24 protein-coding genes are annotated in these 21825 nt (G+C 39.5%); 10 read left to right on the forward strand and 14 right to left on the reverse strand.

Annotated elements, in window-relative coordinates; all coding sequences use genetic code 11:
* Nucleotides 1-32 precede the first annotated feature (32 nt).
* The 11 genes from BVC88_RS10230 to BVC88_RS10280 form a co-directional block, all read right to left on the reverse strand.
* Nucleotides 33-635 (reverse strand): porin family protein, encoded by a 603-nt coding sequence (locus BVC88_RS10230; protein ID WP_075350577.1) that lies wholly within the window; start codon nucleotides 633-635, stop codon nucleotides 33-35.
* 76 nt (nucleotides 636-711) lie between these two features.
* Nucleotides 712-1083 (reverse strand): response regulator, encoded by a 372-nt coding sequence (locus tag BVC88_RS10235; RefSeq protein ID WP_075350578.1) that lies wholly within the window; start codon nucleotides 1081-1083, stop codon nucleotides 712-714.
* A gap of 127 nt (nucleotides 1084-1210) precedes the next feature.
* A complete protein-coding gene (locus BVC88_RS10240; RefSeq protein WP_075350579.1) occupies nucleotides 1211-2596 on the reverse strand; it encodes a sodium-dependent transporter in 1386 nt (461 codons plus the stop codon).
* 43 nt (nucleotides 2597-2639) lie between these two features.
* Nucleotides 2640-3575, reverse strand: coding sequence for an SDR family oxidoreductase (locus BVC88_RS10245; protein WP_075350580.1), 936 nt, complete (start codon nucleotides 3573-3575; stop codon nucleotides 2640-2642).
* Complete coding sequence (locus BVC88_RS10250; RefSeq protein WP_075350581.1) at nucleotides 3547-4392, reverse strand: peptidylprolyl isomerase; 846 nt, start codon at nucleotides 4390-4392, stop codon at nucleotides 3547-3549. The genes BVC88_RS10245 and BVC88_RS10250 overlap by 29 nt, the downstream gene beginning before the upstream one ends.
* Entirely contained in the window at nucleotides 4389-5327 is a 939-nt protein-coding gene (gene hemC / locus BVC88_RS10255; RefSeq protein ID WP_075350582.1) for a hydroxymethylbilane synthase, read from the reverse strand. The genes BVC88_RS10250 and hemC overlap by 4 nt, the downstream gene beginning before the upstream one ends.
* Nucleotides 5324-6232, reverse strand: a complete 909-nt coding sequence (gene rimK, locus BVC88_RS10260; RefSeq protein ID WP_075350583.1) for a 30S ribosomal protein S6--L-glutamate ligase — start codon at nucleotides 6230-6232, stop codon at nucleotides 5324-5326. The genes hemC and rimK overlap by 4 nt, the downstream gene beginning before the upstream one ends.
* Before the next feature lie 42 nt (nucleotides 6233-6274).
* The gene (locus tag BVC88_RS10265; RefSeq protein WP_075350584.1) at nucleotides 6275-6715 is read right to left on the reverse strand and encodes an ATP-dependent zinc protease family protein; all 441 of its coding nucleotides are present in this window, start codon (nucleotides 6713-6715) and stop codon (nucleotides 6275-6277) included.
* A gap of 1 nt (nucleotide 6716) precedes the next feature.
* Nucleotides 6717-7865 carry a DNA polymerase III subunit gene (locus BVC88_RS10270; protein WP_075350585.1) on the reverse strand — a complete coding sequence of 383 codons (1149 nt, stop codon included), beginning with the start codon at nucleotides 7863-7865 and terminating at the stop codon, nucleotides 6717-6719.
* An 11-nt stretch (nucleotides 7866-7876) separates the two neighbouring features.
* Nucleotides 7877-9073, reverse strand: coding sequence for a GlmU family protein (locus BVC88_RS10275; RefSeq protein WP_075350652.1), 1197 nt, complete (start codon nucleotides 9071-9073; stop codon nucleotides 7877-7879).
* Between the two features lie 69 nt (nucleotides 9074-9142).
* Complete coding sequence (locus BVC88_RS10280) at nucleotides 9143-9391, reverse strand: type B 50S ribosomal protein L31 (RefSeq protein WP_075350586.1); 249 nt, start codon at nucleotides 9389-9391, stop codon at nucleotides 9143-9145.
* Between the two features lie 246 nt (nucleotides 9392-9637).
* Here BVC88_RS10280 and BVC88_RS10290 point away from each other — a divergent pair, with 246 nt between their 5' ends.
* From BVC88_RS10290 to BVC88_RS21315, 5 genes are all read left to right on the forward strand, one after another.
* Nucleotides 9638-11275 (forward strand): hypothetical protein, encoded by a 1638-nt coding sequence (locus BVC88_RS10290; RefSeq protein ID WP_175574402.1) that lies wholly within the window; start codon nucleotides 9638-9640, stop codon nucleotides 11273-11275.
* Nucleotides 11276-11332: 57 nt separating this feature from the next.
* Nucleotides 11333-13165: an ABC transporter ATP-binding protein gene (locus BVC88_RS10295; protein WP_075350589.1), complete on the forward strand. Its 1833-nt coding sequence runs from the start codon at nucleotides 11333-11335 to the stop codon at nucleotides 13163-13165.
* A 28-nt stretch (nucleotides 13166-13193) separates the two neighbouring features.
* Nucleotides 13194-13556: a hypothetical protein gene (locus BVC88_RS10300; protein WP_075350590.1), complete on the forward strand. Its 363-nt coding sequence runs from the start codon at nucleotides 13194-13196 to the stop codon at nucleotides 13554-13556.
* Nucleotides 13557-13618: 62 nt separating this feature from the next.
* Nucleotides 13619-15157 carry a YifB family Mg chelatase-like AAA ATPase gene (locus BVC88_RS10305; protein WP_075350591.1) on the forward strand — a complete coding sequence of 513 codons (1539 nt, stop codon included), beginning with the start codon at nucleotides 13619-13621 and terminating at the stop codon, nucleotides 15155-15157.
* Between the two features lie 83 nt (nucleotides 15158-15240).
* Nucleotides 15241-15387, forward strand: a complete 147-nt coding sequence (locus BVC88_RS21315) for a hypothetical protein (protein ID WP_175574403.1) — start codon at nucleotides 15241-15243, stop codon at nucleotides 15385-15387.
* Nucleotides 15388-15393: 6 nt separating this feature from the next.
* Here the strand turns inward: BVC88_RS21315 and BVC88_RS10310 are convergent, their stop codons facing one another.
* A complete protein-coding gene (locus BVC88_RS10310; protein ID WP_075350592.1) occupies nucleotides 15394-16230 on the reverse strand; it encodes an MBL fold metallo-hydrolase in 837 nt (278 codons plus the stop codon).
* The gene (locus BVC88_RS10315; RefSeq protein ID WP_075350593.1) at nucleotides 16227-16622 is read right to left on the reverse strand and encodes a PAS domain-containing protein; all 396 of its coding nucleotides are present in this window, start codon (nucleotides 16620-16622) and stop codon (nucleotides 16227-16229) included. Before BVC88_RS10315 ends, BVC88_RS10310 begins: the two co-directional genes overlap by 4 nt.
* A 172-nt stretch (nucleotides 16623-16794) precedes the next feature.
* Here BVC88_RS10315 and BVC88_RS10320 point away from each other — a divergent pair, with 172 nt between their 5' ends.
* Nucleotides 16795-17196 carry a hypothetical protein gene (locus BVC88_RS10320; protein ID WP_075350594.1) on the forward strand — a complete coding sequence of 134 codons (402 nt, stop codon included), beginning with the start codon at nucleotides 16795-16797 and terminating at the stop codon, nucleotides 17194-17196.
* Between the two features lie 107 nt (nucleotides 17197-17303).
* Nucleotides 17304-17726 (forward strand): rhodanese-like domain-containing protein, encoded by a 423-nt coding sequence (locus BVC88_RS21015; protein WP_083639069.1) that lies wholly within the window; start codon nucleotides 17304-17306, stop codon nucleotides 17724-17726.
* Between the two features lie 21 nt (nucleotides 17727-17747).
* Here the strand turns inward: BVC88_RS21015 and BVC88_RS10330 are convergent, their stop codons facing one another.
* Nucleotides 17748-18845, reverse strand: coding sequence for a trans-sulfuration enzyme family protein (locus tag BVC88_RS10330; RefSeq protein ID WP_075350595.1), 1098 nt, complete (start codon nucleotides 18843-18845; stop codon nucleotides 17748-17750).
* Nucleotides 18846-18901: 56 nt separating this feature from the next.
* Between BVC88_RS10330 and BVC88_RS10335 the strand changes: the two genes are divergently transcribed.
* The 3 genes from BVC88_RS10335 to BVC88_RS10345 all read left to right on the forward strand — a co-directional run bounded on the left by BVC88_RS10335 (nucleotide 18902) and on the right by BVC88_RS10345 (nucleotide 21816).
* Nucleotides 18902-20515 carry a CotH kinase family protein gene (locus BVC88_RS10335; protein WP_075350596.1) on the forward strand — a complete coding sequence of 538 codons (1614 nt, stop codon included), beginning with the start codon at nucleotides 18902-18904 and terminating at the stop codon, nucleotides 20513-20515.
* 87 nt (nucleotides 20516-20602) lie between these two features.
* Nucleotides 20603-21133, forward strand: a complete 531-nt coding sequence (locus tag BVC88_RS10340) for an RNA polymerase sigma factor (RefSeq protein ID WP_075350597.1) — start codon at nucleotides 20603-20605, stop codon at nucleotides 21131-21133.
* A complete protein-coding gene (locus BVC88_RS10345; RefSeq protein WP_075350598.1) occupies nucleotides 21130-21816 on the forward strand; it encodes a hypothetical protein in 687 nt (228 codons plus the stop codon). The genes BVC88_RS10340 and BVC88_RS10345 overlap by 4 nt, the downstream gene beginning before the upstream one ends.
* Nucleotides 21817-21825 lie beyond the last annotated feature (9 nt).

Below are 21825 nucleotides of genomic sequence, written 5' to 3' on the forward strand. Positions count from 1 at the left end.
AACGGGCATTTTTTTTTGGTTTAAAATAGAGCTTAAAAAAGCTTGAATCCTACGGAAAGAATAAATTGATTGATTCGCTGATCTGTTTCAAGACCTCCAATATTCCCTGTCAAGGATGAGAGTGAACTTTCATATTTAGCATCGATTAGTAAGTTTCCAATATCTAGTCCTAGCCCTGCCTGATACCCTAAAGTGGCTGAATTAAAATCTGCATTTTGAACGGTATTTGTGGCATCCTTCAAGTCTGAATTGATATCAATACTTGCAATTGGCCCTGCTTGTATCCTAAAAAACTTGAATAATTTGACCCCAAGCATTAAAGGAATGTCTAATCGGTTAAAATTCTCGGAAAAGGAATTTGAGCCTGAGCTTCCACCTGGCTGAGGACTATTTATTTGGAATGTTCCGCTCGTCTTTGTGTACAAAAGCTCTGGTTGCATATAGAACCCTCCAAAAGCAAGTCTTCCAAACAACCCAACATGATACCCTGTTTCAGCATCCCCTGGGATAAAATTATTTTTCTCGAAATCTACTTTGGTAGATGAAAGCCCAAACTTAGGGCCTAAAGAAAATTCTTGAGCATATGCCGAAAGGCCCAGACCCAAGAAAGCAAAGAGTAGGATAAATTTTTTCATGAAAGTGATTTTTGATTCAGGTTACAAAACGTAAAAGTTTTGAAAAAATTAACAATTCACTTGCCAAAACTAGATTTTAATTCAAATCTTTTGTTGCCTTATCTTTTGCAAGCAAGTATAAGTCCCAAAAATTATGGGGTTTAGGGATTAAAGTATCGAATTTATTCGGTGAGTTTTTTCGAAAATATTCAACATCCCCAGCAGTGAAACCAATCACCGGGATACTTTTGAAAAGCAAATTATTCTTCAATTGAGTCAAAAATTCTATACCATCCATTTCAGGCATCATGATATCTGTAAGGATCACATGGAAATTGGGATCCTCTCTTAGAAAACCAAGTGCTTCCAATCCATTGTGAGCCAGAACCACATCATCTTGAGATTTTTCAAAAATCTTTTTAAGAATCAAGAGATGAATATTATCATCATCTACTACAAGTACACGCATTGAATTTAGTTATATGACAAACAAATGCATTTCAAATACAACAAAAGGTGCGACATATCAAAATGATGAGGCCCTAATCCATAAAAAAAGGGGCAAAAGCCCCTTTTAAATTATTTTAAGACTAGAATTAAGCCGCTTGAGGCGCTCCGAAAATACCGACCATATTCAAAATCAAAAGGATGATCACGATTGGACATACATACTTGATAAAGAAAATCCAAGCTCCCCGGAACGGTCCTTTAAATGATGGCGCACCAGAAGCTAGTTCATCCGCATAATCTGAGATTTTAGATGCCCATCCTGTATAAAGTGCCAGCATTAGACAGATGACAATCACTGCAAATGTCCCGAAAATAAAGTCCATGATTCCGAAGAATCCTGTTAAAGGGTTCCCCAGGAAATTAAAGCTTAAATCCGCAAAGAAATTCCCCTCTATTGCAGAAAGAGCTGAAGGAACGGAAAGAAGCATCGCTCCAATTCCTACAATCCAAGTCGCTTTTTTTCTACCCCATTTTCGATCATCGATTAGATATGCTACTGGAACCTCCAACATAGAAATAGTAGAAGTCAATGCTGCCACCATCAATAAAGTAAAGAATAAAGCTCCAATGATATGCCCGCCTGGCATTTCAGCAAAAACCTTTGGAAGCACATCAAAAACCAAAGCTGGACCTGCTGCAGGATCTTTACCCGGCAACAAAGCAAATAATGCCGGAAACACCATTAGTCCTCCCAAAAGAGCTACTGAAGTATCCATCCCAGCTATCCAGCCAGACGACTGAATGATATTTGCTTTTTTAGGCAAATAGGAACCAAATGTGATCATCAATCCCCATCCCACTGACATTGAAAAGAATGCTTGCCCTAAAGCTTGTAGAATAACAGTTGGATTGATTTTGGCGAAATCAGGCTTCAAGTAATAATCAATCCCTGCCTGAGCTCCTTCTAAAGTAACAGATCTACCAGCAATGAATATGATGATGATAAAAAGAACTGGCATTAAAAATTTTGAAGCTTTCTCAATTCCTCCTGACACTCCGCCCAATACGATCGAGATTGTCATTAGAATAAATAGAAATGTCAATGGAATCACATACAATGGAGTCTCAATAAAGACCTCAAAATCAACCGGTACATTGATGATTTCGGTGATTATATATCCCACTGTCCATCCTGCAATCACAGAATAATAGCTAAAAACAAAAAAACAGACTAATACACAAAGTACGCCTGTCAATTGCCAAAACTTATTTCCTCCTGTATCACGAATCGCTCCAATCGGATTCTTGCCGGATTTTCTTCCCAATGCGATTTCATTGAATAAAAGCGGAAGTGCGATCAGTAAAACGCAGAGAATGTATACAAACACAAAAGCTCCTCCTCCGTTTTCTCCCACTAGGTAAGGGAATCTCCAGATGTTACCAAGTCCTACAGCTGATCCAGCCGCAGCCATGATAAAACCAAGACTTGATCCAAATTGACCTCTTTCTTCGGATTCTATAGGTACTGCCATAAATAGATAATGCTAAGTTAAATTAAAGGGTATAAACTACTTTTTAAGAGCGGGCTAAGATAATTTGTTTTGCCAAAATACCAATTGCCGTTTGGAAAGTTTTAGGCTCATAACCAAGCTCTTTTCGTGCTTTTTCGATAATAAAACCTGTTTTCAGAGGCCTTTTTGCCGGTTGAGTAAATGTACTTGAATCTGAACGCTTGATTAACTCTTTGTTAAGTCCAAAGTAATCAGCAGTCATCATGGCCATTTCATATGGCGTCAAAAAATCCGATCCGGAAATATTGAAAATTCCTTCAGCTCCTTTCTCTGCGATCAGAATACAGCCTGCTGCCAGATCTTCAGCTAAAGTGGGAGTTCGAAATTGATCATCTACCACTTGGATCTGTTTTCCTGATTCCAAAGAGCTTTTCACCCAAAGGATAATATTTGTTCGACTCATGTCGTGCGCTATACCAAATACCAAAACTGTTCTTGCAATAGCCCATTTTGTTTGACTATTCATGACTATTTCTTCTCCCAGTAACTTTGTTTTACCGTAGTAATTAACTGGTGAAGCCTCCTCTTTTTCGTCCAAAGGCCCTTTTTCTCCTGAAAAAATAAAATCTGTAGAAAGAAAAATAAAATGAGCCTGAACAGACTCCGCAGCTTTAACCAAATATTTGGTAGCATTAACATTCGCATCAAAACAAGCTTCTTGATTTTGCTCGCATTGATCTACATTTGTCATTGCTGCCCCATGGATGATAATATCAGGATGAATAGCTTGAATTGTTTTTAAAATCTGCTCTTCTGAGGTAATCTCTAGATCAATATATTCAAATCCTTTTCCAGGCAGCCTACTTTCTCCTCTTCCGCTTCCAAATACCAAAAACTCACCTTTAGCAACCAATTGCTCTACAAGCTTTTGCCCTAAAAGACCATTTGCTCCTGTGATAAAAATCTTCCGTTTACTTTCCATCTGGGTAGTTGTAGCCATATTCCTTTTCGATTTTCTTTCGAGTCATTTTCTCCACTGTGACATTCATATAAATAGGGTCGATAGGTACATCCCTAGAACCTGTCTTTACTTTTGAAATCTCTTCTGCCACTTCCAATCCCGAAATAACTTCTCCAAAAACAGTGTATTCCTGATCAAGGTGTGGAGTTCCTCCGATAGTAGTATAAGCTTCAATTTGTTCCTTACTGAAGTTTTTTGTCAAATTAAGATTCAATGATTTTTCAATTTCTTCTCTTTTTGAGACCACTAGCATTGTCAGGCTGTCAAATTGCTCAGCAGCATATAGTCGACTGTATTCCTTCCGGAGCTCTTCCTGACTAGCTAGCTGTACATATTGCATGAAAGCTGGCTGAAGTTTCTCCATATCAGCCTTAAGCTCCTCTTCATTGTAGACTTTCCCGATTACTATGTAAAATTGAGATCCATTGGATCTACGTTCTGGATTGATTCCGTTTCCTTGTCTGGCAGCGGCGATCATTCCTTTCCGGTGGAAATGTTTAGCATTAATCTCCGCAGGAAGGGTTGGCCAATCAGCAGGTGCTAGTTTTTCTTTGGTGAAGACATCTCCACCCTGAACCATAAATGCGTTCATCACCCGATGAAACTGGGTAGAGTCAAATCTCCCCTCTTCAGCCAATTCAATAAAATTGGATTTATGAGCAGGAGTATCATCAAAAAGTACTGCCACGATTTCTCCTTTCTCTGTCTCAATTTTAATTAAATAATCTTTTTGCCCAGAGCAGGCAAAGGAATTCATCAAAAGGATCGCAAAAACTAAATTTCTCACAAAACTCATTTTCCTAAAGTTGTTTTTATTTCTTCTAAAATTCGTTTTCCCCCTGCTCCTAAAACCAGGTCTGCTAACTGCTGACCAAGTTCTTCAGGTGAATTCAAATCGCCTATCACTTCGAGAGAAATCCTCTCTTTACCATCGAGACTTACTATTCCTCCTTTTAAGATGATATTCTCTTTTTCCAAATTGGCCAAAGCAAAAACTGGAATACTGCATCCTCCTTCTAAAACACGCAAGTATGCACGTTCAGCTTTCAACTTTTGCGCTGTTTCAAAGTGATTACAAGCTTGAGAGATTCCTAATTTCAATTGCTCGTCTAGACGGGAGGCAACTTCAATTGCCACGGATCCTTGGCCTACAGCCGGGGTGAATTCATCCAGATCTAATTCTGCCGCGATCAAATGATCGTAGCCCATCCGATGAACTCCAGCATAGGCTAACAAAAGCGCGTCACAGAGTCCTTCTTCCATTTTTCGGATACGGGTTTGTAGGTTTCCCCTCACCTCCACTGTTTTCACATGGGGGTAAAAATGCTTGAGTGTGGATACTCTACGGGTGGAAGACGTACCTAGCACCAAAGTCCGTTCTTCATTTTTCAAAGAGATACTTGAATCGTGAGAAACAAGGACATCATTCTCTTTTTCACGCTCCGTAAAAGCTATAATTTCAAAACCTGAAGGCAAATTTGACTGCATATCTTTTGCGCTGTGGACGGCGATATCTATTCTACCATCCATAAGCTGGTCCTCCAATTCTTGAGTAAAAACACCCTTACTCCCAATTTTTGAAATGGAAACATCCAAGACCTGATCTCCTTTAGTATCGATCAAAACGATTTCTGTCGCAAGACCTGCCTTTTGTAATAAGCCCTCCACATGATAAGCCTGCCACAGCGCGAGCTTACTTCCGCGAGTTCCTATTTTGACTAATTGACTCATTGAACAGAATTTCTTTTTACACTTTTTTTGCTTACCCCCTCTTCGATAAACTTGATGATTTCTCCTGCGATATTTATTCCGGTTGCTTTCTCAATCCCCTCTAGTCCCGGAGAGCTATTTACTTCTAAGATAAGTGGTCCTCGAGCGGACTGAAGCATATCCACGCCAGCTATTTCCAAGCCTAAGGCTTTTGCAGCACCTAAGGCCGCCTGCTTTTCCAATCTAGACAGCTTAATTATGGTAGCCTTTCCGCCACGGTGAAGATTGGATCGAAACTCACCTTCAGCTCCTTGTCGTTTCATTGCCCCGACTACCTTTCCGTTAACAATAAAAGCTCGTATATCAGCACCTTTGGCTTCTTTGATGAATTCCTGAATTATAATTCTTGCCTTCAATCCATGAAATGCTTCGATTACAGATTGGCTGGCTTTCTTTGTTTCCGCCAAGACAACTCCCAATCCCTGGGTTCCTTCAAGCAATTTGATAATAAGAGGAGCTCCGCCTACATGCTCGATAATTTGCTTTTCCCCACCTTTGGAAAAGTTGGTGAAGGCCGTTTTAGGCATTCCTAAACCAGCACTTGAAAGAATTTGGAGGCTTCTCAATTTGTCACGGCTTCTGACAATCGCCTGTGAATTGACTGCACTAAATGTACCCATCAGTTCAAATTGACGAACTACCGCAGTGCCATAGAAAGTCACTGAGGCTCCGATTCTAGGAATAATCGCGTCAATATTGGAGAGCCGCTCTCCTTTATAATAAATAGAAGGACCCTCCTGCTCAATAATCAAATCACAAATACTATGATTTATGATAACCGCCTCATGACCTGCTGCTTGGATCGCCTGAAAAAGCCGCTTTGTGGAATAGAGATTTGGGTTTCTGGATAAAATGGCAATTTTCATGTGTTTATTTTACTAGGGTAAAAGTAGGATATTGAAATTCAATTAGGCTTTTTTTCGGTAAGTTCTCGCAAGATTAGTATGATCAACATCTACCAGGAATCGCTTTTTCAAGGCTTTTCTTCCAAGTAGAATTACATTTCTCATACTGGACCTATCGGAGAGTGTAAATTCAGCAGGGAATGTCTCATCTGCGATTTTTATTGTCGTAACGATCATATATCTCACTTCAGCATGCCCAAAGGAGTTTTTGACCTTCTTCTCAGTGAATTTATCAAAAGTCACTATTTTCCCTGTAAAAGCATGATGACCTTCCATTAGAGCCTGAAATTTCAACAATCTTTTTCCTTCGATTTCTTCAACATGGATGTTTTCTGCATGAATACTACTCGTATATGCACCGGTATCAACTTTGGCCCATACAAGTTTTAAATCCAGATCCGGCAAAGAAATTTTTTCCTTTCTGCCAATTATCTTTTTTTCCATGTTAGCTAATTTTTGCCATTAATCTCGAAATCTTCATCGATAAGTCCGTGAAGATGAATTTCGCATTTCCATTACGTTCCAAATGATAATGTGCCTGATTGAAAGCCTCGTACAAGGTGTCAATGTGATCCCCTTTGAAGACACTTGCATTAATTTTGGTCACAAAATCCAGATCCTCACCGCGGGTTCTAACCAATTGGTTCAGATTAGCATCAACCAAAAGCATCTCTCGAAGTACATTCATTCCTCCAAGGAGCAAAGACTTTTGTCCTTCTATGCTTTCCTTATGAAAGGAATCTGCCTTATTAAACAAGGACTTAAAATCAGATTTAAAGCAATCCACGAACCATTCCCGGATTTGCTTCACCTGATGATCCTCCACTTGATCAACTAGCCGAACGGCCTCTCTCATACTGCCGTCCGCAATCATCGAAACCTGGTTGGCGGTAACTTCATCTGCCTTGCCAGTTTCAATTAAATGGTTTTGAATCTCCTCATCTGTAAAGCCTCTGACCAATACTTTCTGCGTCCTAGAAAGGATGGTAGTCAACAACTGTTCTGGATGAGAAGTGATCAGAATAAAAATAGTTTTAGGCTGAGGCTCCTCCAGAATTTTGAGAAGGGCATTTGCAGCGTTTTGATGCAGGTATTCCGGAGCCCAGATCATCATAATTTTGTATCCGCCTTCAAAAGCCTTCAAGGAAAGAGTTTGAATTATTTTTTTGGCAGCACCTTTAGAAATATTCAGCTGTTTTTTCTCAAACCCATTAAATAGAATGAAATCATGGATATTCCCGTAAGGATTGGAAAGCACAAACTTTCTCCAATTGCTCAATAAATCAGATTTTTCGTCGTCATCTTCCTCTTCTTTTTCTTCGTCCTTTTTACTTTTTGAAATTGAAGGCATTGCAAAATTCAAATCAGGAAGCACAAGTCTGCTCATTCGCTGACATGGCGAACATTGACCACAGGAGTCATTTTCTCCAGGGTTTTCACAAAATAAATATGTAGACAAGGCTAAAGCCATCGTCAAATTTGCCGATCCCTCCGGACCATAAAAAAGTAGCGCATGAGCCAAATGGTTATTTTTGACTGCGTTGATCAAGTTTTCTTTAATATCGGGAAGTCCTGGTATAGATGCGAATTGCATGTGAGTTTAGTTCAAGAGGATTTCTCCCAAATTCTATAGTTTTTGGACAGTTCAAATATGGTTTGAAGAATTTCTAATTCCTCCGCAGTCAACTCCAAACCTCTTCGTCCCATAACCGCTTTGGCTGTTTCTTCGAATTTGGAAAATTGAAATGTGGAGAAGCCACTTGCCCCACCCCATGCAAATGAAGCAATAAAATTACGCGGAAAGCCATCTCCGAAAATATTTGCTCCCACACCGATTACAGTGCCGGTATTAAACATGGTGTTGATTCCACACTTGGAATGGTCTCCCATCATTAATCCACAAAACTGCAAACCGGTATTCGCAAACCCACCTTTGGTATAGTCCCAAAGTTTGACAGGTGCATAGTTATTTTTCAGATTGCTGGTATTTGTATCTGCCCCAAGATTACACCATTCTCCGATTACGGAATTCCCCAAAAAGCCTTCATGACCTTTATTACTGTACCCAAAAATAACCGAATTAGAAACCTCACCACCAACTTTGCAATGAGGACCAACTGTTGTATCTCCACGAAGCTTAGCGCCCATATTTATAGTACTGTGGTCGCAAAGTGCAAAAGGTCCTCTAATGATGGATCCTTCTTGAATCTCAGTATTTTTACCGATGTAGATAGGACCATTTTCAGCATTGAGAATCGCTGCACGGATAGTTGCTCCTTTTTCTATAAAGATATTTTCGGCTGAATATACTTTCGTATACGGATCTGTGATTGGCTCACTTTTTCTCCCTTTGGTGATCAAAGCAAAGTCTTTTCGAATCTCCTCTCCGTTAAACTGAAAAATATTCCAAGTTTTGAGAAGTAAGGAAGGTGACTTTTCAAGTTGAATTGTTTTTTTCTCTTTTACTGCATCAAGATTCTTTTCAGTCTCTCCGATGTAGGATGCGAGCAGGATTTTACCAAAAAACAATGCTTGATCCTCTTTTAGATTTTCAATTAATCCCCAAGATTCTGCGTCAGGAAGCCATGCAGCATTAACTGCCATAGCTTTCCCTTTCGCTCGTGGAAATTTTTTTTGCAGGTAATCCTGAGTTAGATATGAAATTGATTTACCAGTGATTTTTTCCCATTTCTCAGAGATTTTCAAGATTCCTACCCGGAAATCTGCAACAGGTCTGGTAAAAGCAAAAGGTAGTAATGAACCGCGAATAGCAGGGTCATCAAACAATAAAATTGAGTCCATGAAGCAAAAATAAAAAAGTCTCCCGGAATCCATGCTCCGGGAGACTTTTTCAAGTAAGGTTGGGAAGAATTACTTCTTAGCTGCGTATCTTCTGTTGAATTTCTCAACTCGACCTGCAGTATCCAACATCATTTTCTTACCTGTGTAGAAAGGATGAGACTCAGAGCTAACTTCAATTTTATAAACTGGATAGTCTTTACCATCTTCCCAAGTGATAGTCTCGGAAGTCTCGATAGTTGACTTAGTCATGAATTTGAATTCGCTTGAAGTGTCATAGAACACGACGTCTCTGTAATTTGGATGAATATCAGCTTTCATTGTATTGCTAGTTATATAGTACCTTTTTCAAATGAGGCACAAAGTTATTCTTTTTCATATTTTTCACCAAATCTTTATCAAGTATTTATGAGCCAATTGTTCAAAAGCATCTTTATAGTAGATTTGGAGCGCAAATATACATCCTCAGTTTTTAGATTTCAGCTCTTTTTCTAGCTTTATCCGATGCAAACTCCCAGAAATTCAACCTTAAGTATTTATTGGCTCCTGCTTTTATCCTTACTTTTTATGCCAGAGTTTCTCTTTGCACAGGGAAGCTATGTCCCTTATGATCGGGATTATTATCATCGATTCGAACGATACGAGATTCTTCAAGGATCAAATAATTCAATTTTCCAAACAGGATTCAAACCCTTAAGAAGGGATTTATTGGGGAAATATCTTGATTCCTTGTCCAATGACCCAGTAATTAAAAGCAGATCAGACCAGTTTAACCTCTCCTATTTGAGCCAAGACAATTGGGAATTTGTAGACAGGGAAACTTCACTTTCGAAAAAGCCATTTTTAAATGCCCTTTATAAAAGACCCGGTGATTTAGCCTATTATCACAGTGATGAATTTGATATTCATGTGAGTCCAGTCCTATTCCTAAGCGGCGGAATCGAAACTGATAATGATCAAAACCCAAACCGTCTGACAAGAGGAGTTGTAGTTCGGGGCTCTATTGATAAAAAAGTGGGGTTTTATACCTATTTCACTTCTTCAGAGGCATTCTTCCCGTCTTGGATCAAAAATTATGCGGAGAATAACGGAGCAGTTCCCGGTGAAGGATTTTGGAAAGAATACAACACGCAGGGTTACAGTTACTTTTCCGCGCTTGGTCATGTCAATTTTAACCTGACCAAAAATATTCAAGCCCAGATCGGGCACGACCGTAATTTTGTTGGAGAAGGATATCGATCATTTTTACTTTCGGACTTTTCCAATCCATACATGTTTGTGAAGTTGAATACTAAAGTCTGGAAATTTCAACTCACCAATGTGTGGACTCAAATGACAGCAGATGCAATCTATGATCGGGGAAGACCTACTGACGGAAGGTATCCCCAGAAATGGTTTTCATTCCATAGGCTAGGTTTTGATGTGGGTAAAAAACTAAACTTAGGATTCTTTGAGTCGGTAATGACTGATCAGGCAAACTTCAATTATTTCAACCCTATTATATTTTTTAGATGGGTGGAACAAAGTCTTGGAACACCTGACAAGGTCATGCTAGGCTCAGATTTCAAATGGAATTTATACCCCGGGATGCAATTATATGGTCAATTTGCATTGGATGAATTTGTATTCAATGAATTTTTTGGAATTGACGGGAAAGGCTCCAAACGAAATAAATATGGAGTACAAGCAGGCTATAAATATATCAACGCATTCAAAATCTCAAATCTAGATCTGCAGGTAGAGTTCAATACAGCGAGACCATATACATTCCAAGAGAAACAGGATTATCAATCTTACAGCAATTGGAGAACTCCACTTACCCATCCTCGAGGAGCAAACTTCAGGGAGTTTTTGGGAATTCTTCGATATCAACCGCTTCCGAAATTGAATCTTACCTTAATCGCCATGCATCAACTCTATGGAGCTGATCCTAATCCAGAAACCAACTTCGGAGGGGATGTCCTGAAAAATAGACTTGTCGGAAGCCCAACTGGATTATTCGGAAACTTCATTGGACAGGGCATTGAAAACACAGTGATACAAACCAATTTAAATGCGAGTTACATGCTTCGACACAACTTCTTTATCGATGCTACGCACACTTTCCGAAGGAGAACAGCGCAAGACTTGGATAGTCCAGAATCAAATCAATTAGTACAACTTGGGTTTCGTTGGAATTTCCTGCGTCCCGATTACAATTACTAATAACACCCCGAGCGGACAATTTTCCGTAAATTCGGGTTTATTTTCATCTCCCTATTTATGAATACCTATTTACGAATCCTTTCCTATGCCAGACCCTATGGGAGATTCGTTCCTATTTACATTATATACGCGCTACTTTCTATCATTTTTGGCTTATTAAATTTCACTTTACTTAAGCCACTATTTGATGTCATTTTTGAACAGGTTGACCCATCAACCCTTTCCAAATATGCTTCAAAGCCAGAATTCAGTCTATCAATTGACTATTTTTCACATTTATTCAATTATAATTTCCTGGAAGTTGCTGAGGAATATGGTAAAAAAGGGACACTGTTTTATGTATGTATCATTATTGTTCTCTCCGTTTTCCTAGCTAATCTTTTCACCTATTTGTCTGGAGTAGTTTTAGCAAAAGTCAGAGCAGTAGTGATCAAAAAGATGCGAATGGACATCTTTGGCAAAGTGAGTAAGCTCCACATTGGCTATTTCTCCAATGAGCGAAAAGGAGATTTGATGTCAAAAATGACCAATGATGTGCAAGAAGTAGAGAATACCATTGTACAATCACTTCGGGTAGTTTTTCGAGAGCCGGCAACCATTATCCTCTATTTTGGAGTGCTATTTTTTATGTCAGTGAAGCTTACCCTTTTCACCATATTAATTATCCCAATTTCAGGTGCAATCATAGGAGGAATAACCCGAAGGCTCAAGAAGAAGGCCGTTCAAAGCCAGCAATCACTTGGTAGAATTGTAAATATTCTGGATGAAACTCTTGGAGGAATGAGAGTAATCAAGGCGTTTAACGCCGAGCGATTTATGAAGAATAAATTCGACCAGGAAACTAATTACTATGCCGATGTAAATGTGAATATGGCTCGGAAAAACGAGTTAGCCTCTCCTATTTCTCAGTTTCTAGGTGTATCCGTAGTTGCAGGAATTTTGGTTTATGGAGGAGGGTTGGTTCTTAGCGGCGATTCGGAACTTAGCGCTTCAAACTTCATCACATATATCATTATTTTCACTCAGGTATTGAATCCCGCTAAGGAAATTTCAAGAGCAGTAAGCAATATCCAACGTGGAATAGCCTCTGCAGATCGGATTTTCCAAGTAATCGATACTACTTCGCTGATCAGTTCTCCATCAAAACCAAAAGCATTAAATGGTTTTGATAAATCAATTGAATTCAAAAACGTAAGCTTCGCTTATGAGGAGACCAGAGTTTTACATAAGATTAATTTTTCATTAGAACGTGGAAAAACCATAGCCTTGGTAGGTCCTTCTGGAGGGGGGAAATCGACATTGGCAGATCTTGTACCCAGATTTTATGATCCAACAGAAGGTGAAATTCTCCTTGATGGAGCTGACCTAAGGGATTTTGATCTTACCGATTTACGAAGCTTAATGGGTATTGTAACTCAAGAATCAATATTGTTTAACGATACGGTTTTTAACAATATCGCTTTTGGGATAGATGGAGTAACAGAGTCCGAAGTAATGGATGCTGCTAAAATTGCAAATGCACATGATTTTATTGAAAATCTGGAAAATGGTTACCATACCTCAATAGGTGAACGGGGATCCAAGCTTTCCGGAGGTCAAAAACAACGCATTAGCATCGCCCGGGCTGTCCTTAAAAACCCGCCAATCTTGATTCTTGATGAAGCTACTTCGGCGCTTGATTCAGAATCGGAACTTCTAGTACAAGAAGCTCTCACTAAGCTGATGCAAAACAGAACCACATTAGTGATCGCTCATCGGTTGAGCACCATACAGCATGCCGATGAAATTCTGGTTATTGAGCGTGGAGAGATTGTCCAGAGAGGTACCCATTTGGAATTAAGCCAAAAAGAAGGCTTATATCAGAAGCTTTCCAGTATTCAGTCCGTTTAGTATATTCGTAAAACCAAAATCGTAAACCATGAAAAAATTTCTTCAAATCCTTCAAATAGCCTTATTGGTTTATTTTGGCGCTTTTCTGATTTTCTTTATTGCTTTTGACACCCTAGGAGGACTTTTTGGAATGGATGAAATCACTTCAGACTCCATGGTCAAAATCACACTTACAGGCATGATTATTTTTCTCATTACTTGGGGAGTTGGCTACTCTGTAAATAGCAGCCTTACCTCAAAAATAAAGGGAATGGAAAATGACATGAATGCATTGAAAGCTAAGATTTATGACTTTGAACATCCAAAATCTACCGCAAAACCTCTAGATCCTTCTAAGAAGCCTTCTGAGAATGACTCTAGTAATATCCCGCCTAGACAAAATATTACCTAACAAATATCATTTCAACTAAAGCAAACTGCTATATTGAGGAGACCTAATCGTCTCCTTTTTTTATGGTAGCAAAAACTTTTGGAAGTGCAGTCTCCGGTGTAGATGCAAACATCATTACAATTGAAGTTAACGTTGGTCAAGGAACCAGTTTTTTCATGGTGGGACTCCCTGACTCGGCAGTTAAAGAATCTCAGCAGCGCGTAGAATCCGCACTCAAATATTTTGGATTTCGAATGCCTCGTCAAAAGGTAGTCATCAATTTGGCTCCTGCGGATGTCCGCAAGGAAGGTTCTTCATATGACCTTCCTATTGCGATGGGAATTCTTCAGGCCTCCGAGCAAGTCGAATTCCCTTCTTTGGAAGAATATATCATCATGGGGGAGCTTTCTTTAGATGGAAAACTTAGACCTGTAAAAGGTGTCCTTCCGATTGCCATAGAAGCAAGAAAAAGGGGCTTCAAGGGATTTATCCTACCTCTTGAAAATGCCAAAGAAGCCTCCATCGTGAACAACCTTGATATTATCGGAGTAGAAACTATGCAGCAAGCCGCTGATTTTTTGATGGGGGATTTACAAATCGAGCCCTTAGTCACAGATACTAGAGAGATATTTTATCATTCCTTGGATGACAATGAATTTGATTTTGCAGATGTGCAAGGGCAAGAAAATATCAAGCGGGCAATGGAAATCGCAGCAGCGGGTGGTCATAATGTCATCATGATCGGACCTCCTGGTGCCGGCAAGACCATGTTGGCTAAGCGACTTCCTTCGATCCTCCCTCCGCTCACTCTTGTGGAAGCTTTGGAAACTACCAAAATTCACTCTGTAGCAGGCAAACTCGGAAAAAATGGAAGTCTCTTGGCACAACGACCATTCCGAAGTCCGCATCATACAATTTCGGATGTAGCCTTAGTTGGAGGAGGCGGTAACCCACAACCTGGAGAGATCTCATTAGCGCACAATGGGGTTTTGTTTTTGGATGAATTACCAGAATTTAAGCGATCTGTCCTGGAAGTAATGCGACAACCACTTGAAGAGCGAAGAGTTACGATCTCGCGTGCAAAAGTTTCGGTAGATTACCCTGCCAATTTCATGCTGATTGCGAGCATGAACCCTTGCCCATGTGGCTATTATAATCATCCCGAAAAAGAATGCGTCTGTGGTCCGGGGATCGTACAACGCTATTTAAATAAAGTTTCAGGTCCGCTTTTAGACAGAATCGACCTTCATGTAGAAGTAACTCCTGTAAAATTTGATGAGATGACCTCCACCCGAAAAACCGAGTCCAGTAAATCAATCAGAGAGCGAGTGATCCAAGGAAGAGAGCGGCAAAAAGAACGGTTTAAAGATAATCCGGAAGTTTTTTGCAATGCTATGATGCCCTCCCACCAAGTGAAGGAAGTCTGTCAAATCAATGAAGCTGGGAAATCACTTTTGAAAACTGCAATGGAAAGATTGGGCCTCTCAGCCAGAGCCTATGATCGAATATTGAAAGTAGCACGAACTATCGCGGATATCTCAGGGTCCGAAAATATCAAAGTCGAGCACCTTGCGGAGGCAATTCAGTATCGAAGTTTAGATCGAGAAGGATGGGCTGGATAGTGTACAGATTTGAGATGGATGATTGAGATATATGATTTGAGATTTTAAAAAAAATCAAACCTTTCAATTATAAATTCACAGTTATGAAAAGGATCACCAAGCGCGATGTACTCTTCTTCTTTATAGGAATCGCTACCTTCCTTATTTTAGACTCCATTTACAATTGGGAAGAAACCTTAGAGGCTTTTAGAAAAGGCTATCAAGATGGCCAAAATGCAGCCAAGTTTTAAGAGCTACTAACCCAATTCAAAAACTTCTCCTTCCTTACAGAGGAATACGTCATAATTTGGACTCGTCGCAGTAACACATTCTTCAAAAATCTTACTGAGTCGCTCATCGGAATTTAAAGGATCGTGGTGAAAAATTGCGAGCTTTTTCACCTTAGCCAAAGCTCCAAAAGCGACTGCATCCTGCAAAGAACTATGACCCCAACCTATTTTAGTTTGGTACTCAGCGGCTGTATATTCTCCATCATGGAACAGTAAATCTGCATTTTCTGCAATTTCATAACCACTTGTCCACTCAGCTTCATTCGGAAAGTTAGCAGAACCAAGCGCGGGCTCATGATCTGGCATATAAGCAAATACAGAATCCCCATCTGTCATCCGAAAACCCAATGTAGGCCCAGGATGACAGATATAAGCTGATTTAATTTTAATATCTCCTATTACAAATTCAGAGTTGTTAATTTCGTGAATTATAGGATGTTTTGGCAATTCATTTAATCTGACTGGAAATAATGGAGGCGAGAAATAGCGACGTAAACGATGTAATAGAGGCTCCAGAGCCGTGCTTGGGCCCCAGAAATGAACTTGAATATTTGGATTATAAAGTGGTTGAAAAAAACCCAATCCCATCGTATGGTCAATATGAAGATGTGTCAATAAAACATGAAGCTCCTTGACTTTTGGAGAAAGAGATTTTCCAAGTCGCTGAATTCCAGATCCTCCATCTAGGATGATAAGTGTATCGCCCTTTGAAACTTCTACACAAGAAGTGTTTCCTCCATAAATTATATTTTCGGGTCCTGGTGAGGGTAATGACCCCCTGCAACCCCATACTTTGATTTTCATGAGAAATTAGAGTTCCAAAACAAAGCCATTGCTCCAAGAAAACGTTTGGGTCTTCCTTCGATTGGTATCGCAGACACATTTATCAAATGCTTTTCGCCTTTTAAATTATCAATGTAAAACGATCCTTGTGCAGGTTTGTGATGAGTTAGAGTTTGTACCAAAGGGAGACTCTCGGGGGGTAAAGGGTTGCCTTCAATATCAGTAGGTTTGAAGATAGTTGACCATTCTTCTACAGGCATACTTCCTGTTTCTCCAAACCTGATTCCTAGAATTTCTTCAGCGGGCTCATTGTAAAACAAAAGATTACCTTCTGGATCCACCAAAAAAACTGGCATTGACAACCCATCAATGAATTGTCTACCAAGAATTAGCTCAATAGGCTGAATTGCCATGGGTTTATTATTATGTACAACTTAAAAAGAAGTAGAAGGTAATAAATATTTTAGAAAAACAAATAATTTTAGGAAGGATACTTTAATCATCAGTTTATTATCAATTTCAAAAACTATTACGATTTACTGAAAATCATGTAACCTCATTAGAGATTCCTCGTCCTGATGTAGTATGAAACCTAATCATTTATTGATCTTTTTATTGATCTTTTGGAGCTGTAAATCTGAAGAACCCCAAGTACTCACTAACATAGAGGGGGCCTATATTGGGCAATTTTATTTAGCTGTTCCAAATTCAGACTTTGTTAGCTCTGACATCACATTGACTCTCGAAAACGGAAGGTTTTCAGGTACCTCCAGCAGGTCTAAATATCCTGCAATCTGTAGAGGAACTTATGAAATAATCGGGGATGAGATCATATTCACTGATGAATGTATCTGGACTGCAGAATTTAACTGGGGGCTTATCCTTTCAGGAAATTTTAAATTTAGTCTGAAGGACGGTAAGTTGTCAAAACTTACAAGAAAGGAGGGCGAAAACAGCTATGTTTATAATCTCTCAAAAACCAATTAAGCTTACTAAAGGATGAAACCAACGGTTTCCCAAAAACCATCACGGTGAGAAAAATCACTTTATGAAAGATTTAGAAAAGTTACTTTTGGTGAAATTTCCATTTTGCCATGAAAGCGACCCTACTTATTCCAGTATTTGCAATTCTCTTATTTTCTTGTCAACCAGAAAAAACCAATTCTGAAAGCACCGCAGTTGGAGTCACTCAAAAACAAGGAGTCCAAAGCGTAGATGCTGTCAGCTTTAAAAACCTCTCAGAAAAGGAAAACACAATCATCCTTGATGTAAGAACTCCTCAAGAGGTAGCTGAAGGAAAAATCCCAAATGCAACTGTGATCAATATCTACGATCCAGAATTTGAGACTAAAGCAAAACAGCTAGACAAAGAGAAATCTATATTAATCTATTGCTCAGCGGGCGTTCGCAGTGCACAAGCAGCTGAATTTTTGACCGGACAGGGTTATACATCAGTTTACCACTTGGAAGGTGGTCTAGGAGATTGGTATCGAAATGGTTTTCCACTTGAAAAATAAATCAAAGTAAAACATCACAGATCAGAAGGCTTGATCCAAGTCTTCCAATAAATCATCCAAATGCTCTAGACCAACTGAAACTCGAATAAGATTTTGGGGAGTAAGCGTATTCGGACCCTCCGATGCGGCCCTTCTTTCGATCAAGCTTTCCACTCCCCCGAGGCTAGTCGCGTTTGTGAAGTAATGAAGTCTTGAAATCAAATTGTTTGCAGCTTCAGCGCCACCTTTTACTTGGAAAGATAAAATCCCACCAAAACCAGTCATTTGAGTTGCTGCAATATCATGTCCGGAATGACTTTTAAGTCCTGGGTAATACACTTGCTCTACTCCAGAATGTTGGCTTAGATAGTCGGCTATAATCCCTGCATGTTCTGCATGACCTTTCATCCGATAAGGCAAGGTCTTGATACTTCTGCAAAGGTAATAACAATCAAAAGGGGAAGGAACTGCACCTCCTACTCGTTGCACGATCCTTACTTTTTCCCAAAAATCATCGACAGATTTGGTGATTAATGCACCTCCCAGAATATCACTATGACCTCCAAAATATTTGGTACTTGAATGCATCACGATATCTGCACCCAAATCAATAGGATTTTGAAAGACTGGGGAAGCGAAAGTATTGTCACATGCGAGCATGGCGCCGTTTTGTTTTGCAAGTTTTGCCACCGCTCTGATATCAGTAATTTTTAAAAGGGGATTTGAAGGCGACTCCACCCAAACTAATTTGGTATTTGCCTGAAACGCATTTTCTATATTTTTCAAATCCGTCATATCTACGAAAGTAGCCTCAAGCACTCCATTGAAAAGTTGAAGAATTGCATTTTTCAGCCCGTGGTACATGTCATCTGGAGCAATTATATGGGAACCTGGTTCCAAGGCTTGAAAAACAGCAGCACCAGCTGCATTCCCTGAAGAAAAGGCCGTGGCATCTTCTCCCTTTTCAAGTTTTGCTAACAGTTTTTCCAGCGCATTCCGATTTGGATTATTCGCTCTGGAATAAATCATCGAATCTGGCTGATGAATGAATGTGGTGCTTAGCGTTATAGGCTGAATTGCAGGTTTTTCTGAATCCGTAATGATATTTGCTCCGTGAATTGCTAAAGTTTCAAGCCTCATGATATGTATTTTTTGAATTCTGATTGGAAGGAAAAATACTATTAATATTTTGCAGTATGAAACGAATTTCTTTTGCCAAAACCCAATTTGGTATTTTCCTATGGTTGAGTTTTAGCGTTTCTGCTTTTGCTCAGCTTACTAGTTCTAATCTTCCAATCGTAGTTATCAATACAGAAGTTCAAATTCCTGACGAACCAAAAGTCCTTGGCAAAATGGGAATCATCTGGAATGGTGATGGAGTCGAAAATAAGATCACTGATCCATATAATCATTACGATGGGTCAGTTGGGATAGAAATCAGAGGTCAGTCCTCCCAATCTTTCGACAAGAAGAGTTATGGAATTGAATTATGGGATGAAGATCAGGATGGGGTTGACTTTGGACTACTTGGGTTTCCGGAGGAAGAAGACTTTGTTTTCCACGGCCCTTTCAGCGATAAGTCACTTATGAGAAATGCCTTGGCTTATTATTTGGCTTCTAAAAACATGGAATATGCCCCAAAAATCAAATTTTTTGAACTCGTAATAAATGATGAATACTTGGGTGTTTATCTTCTCACCGAACGGATCAAGCGGGATAAAAACCGAGTAGATATCAAAAAACTAGACGCTGAGGATATCTCGGGAGATAAATTGACGGGTGGGTATATTCTGAAATTTGATAAAGGACTTCAAGAAGAGATTGCATGGGAATCTCCTATTCTTCCTTTTCCTGGAGCAGGAAAAACAAGAATCATGTTTGACACACCAGACTATGACGAGATCGTGCCTGAGCAATTCAACTATATCAAGGGTTATATTGATGAATTTGAGAGCGTTTTAAATGGCCCGGAATTCAAAGACCCGACTAATGGGTATGCAAAATACATTGATGCAGAAAGCTTTATTGACTTTTCTCTGATCAATGAGCTTTCCAGAAATGTAGATGGCTATCGCTTGAGTAGCTTTTTTTATAAGGATCGGGAAAGTGAAGGAGGCAAAATAAAAGCAGGTCCGGTTTGGGATTTCAATTTAGCTTTTGGCAATGCGAATTATTGCAATGGCTCCAACATAGATGGCTGGGCCTGGGACTTCAATTCAGTATGCCCAGATGATTATTGGGTAATCCACTTTTGGTGGACAAAACTCTTGGAAGACCCATCGTATATCTCAAAAATGAAAGACCGATGGATCGAACTGCGAAAAGACGTTTTTTCAGATGAAAAAATAATGTTTGCAATTGACAGTATGCAATCAGAAATCGGTGGAGCTGGAGTCCGGAATTTTGAAAAATGGGATGTGCTGGGCGAATATGTTTGGCCAAATAATTTTGTTGGGCAAACGTACCAAAAAGAAATCACCTATTTGAAAACCTGGGTTCAGGATCGCTTGAATTGGATGGATTACCAATTTGATGTAGTACTGGCTTTAGAACCGGAGCAAGAAACAGGAATTAAGGTTTACCCTAACCCTAGCTCAGGAACACTTTTCATTCAATCAGAGGATGCGTGGAAAGGTGGAGAAAAGATGAAAATTTACTCCACGCTGGGACAAGAAATTCAGGAATTCACTTTTGCCGAAGGCCAGAAAAAAAACAGATTTGACATACTGGCAGGAAATGGCATCTACATTTATCAAATTATTGAACCGAACGGGAAAGTGATCCTGAGAGGAAAATTGATCCTCAACTGATCAGAAACCGGAAGATAATTCCGGTTTTTTTTGATGCTTTCCAACCTTTTGGTGTTTAGCCGACTCTTTCTTTTATAACCCCAACAAATGAGTCTTATTCAAATCAATCAGGAATTAATTGAAAAGGTCATCGAAAACGACCGAAAGGCACAATTCCAATTGTTTGAATTGACAAAACGATTGGTTTATTCTTTGGCATTTCGAATCCTGAATGATGAGGACGAAGCCCAGGATGTCCTTCAGGACACCTATGTCGAAGTTTTTCAGAATCTCAAAAAACTAGCTCATCATGAAGCTTTGATTGGTTGGATGAAAACGATCACAATTCGTAAGGCAATCAAAAAAAGTAAGAAAAAGATTCACTTTGAACCTTTGGAACAAGCAAATCTAGAAATCGGAGAGGAATTGAATGCCTGGTTTGATGCAGAGCTTCTGGATCAGGCGATTCGAAATCTTCCAGCTGGGGCACGAGCAGTCTTTATGCTGGTAACTGTGGAAGGATATCCCCATCAGGAGTGTGCAAAACTGCTCGGAATAAGTGAAAGCACGTCAAAGTCACAATTGAATTACGCCAAGGGATTATTGAAAAAGCGACTCAAAACTCTTCTGCAGGCATGAAAGATCAACTGAACGAACATACACCAAGAACAGATAGCTGGGAAAAAATCCTAGGGAAGATGAGTTTTGAAAATCAACTCGAAGGTCACCTCCAAAATCTTCCTCAGTTTGAGCCAAATGCTGATAGCTGGGAAAAGATCATCGATAAACTTGAAGATAAAAAGCGAATCTCACTATGGCCTTTCCTTGGACTTGCGGCAGGGATTATTGGCATCTTATTGATTTCAAAATTTGCCTGGAACGAAACAGAAACTATTGAGCTACAATTCTCTGATCAAAATTCTCTAACCGAAATATCAGTGATAGATCTGCCTGTTCAAATGAAGTTTCAAGAAGAATCAAAATCTGGAATATCGAAGACGATTCCCTCAATATCCAAACCCAAAAAGATCACAGAAACACAGGAAAAAGAACTACCAGAGATTTCTGTCAAAGTTCCGGATTTTGAATTTATCGCTATTGATAAGCCAGTTATACTTCTCGCTGAAAAAGATTCCTTAGAAGAATTTGAAAACCAAGTTCAATTGAAAACCCTCCACGAAGTGACGATTTCTTGGGGGCTTAAACCAACCAATTTCCAGGTAAAAACAGCTTTTGGGAAATCTGATCCCGTCAAATTAGAAGAAAAACAAATCGGGAGATCTGGTCGCTTGGGTCGGATCCGTTTCGGACAAAACAATTAAACCACATTT

Origin of the sequence: Algoriphagus marinus (assembly GCF_001936475.1) — a bacterium.
GTDB lineage: Bacteria > Bacteroidota > Bacteroidia > Cytophagales > Cyclobacteriaceae > Algoriphagus > Algoriphagus marinus.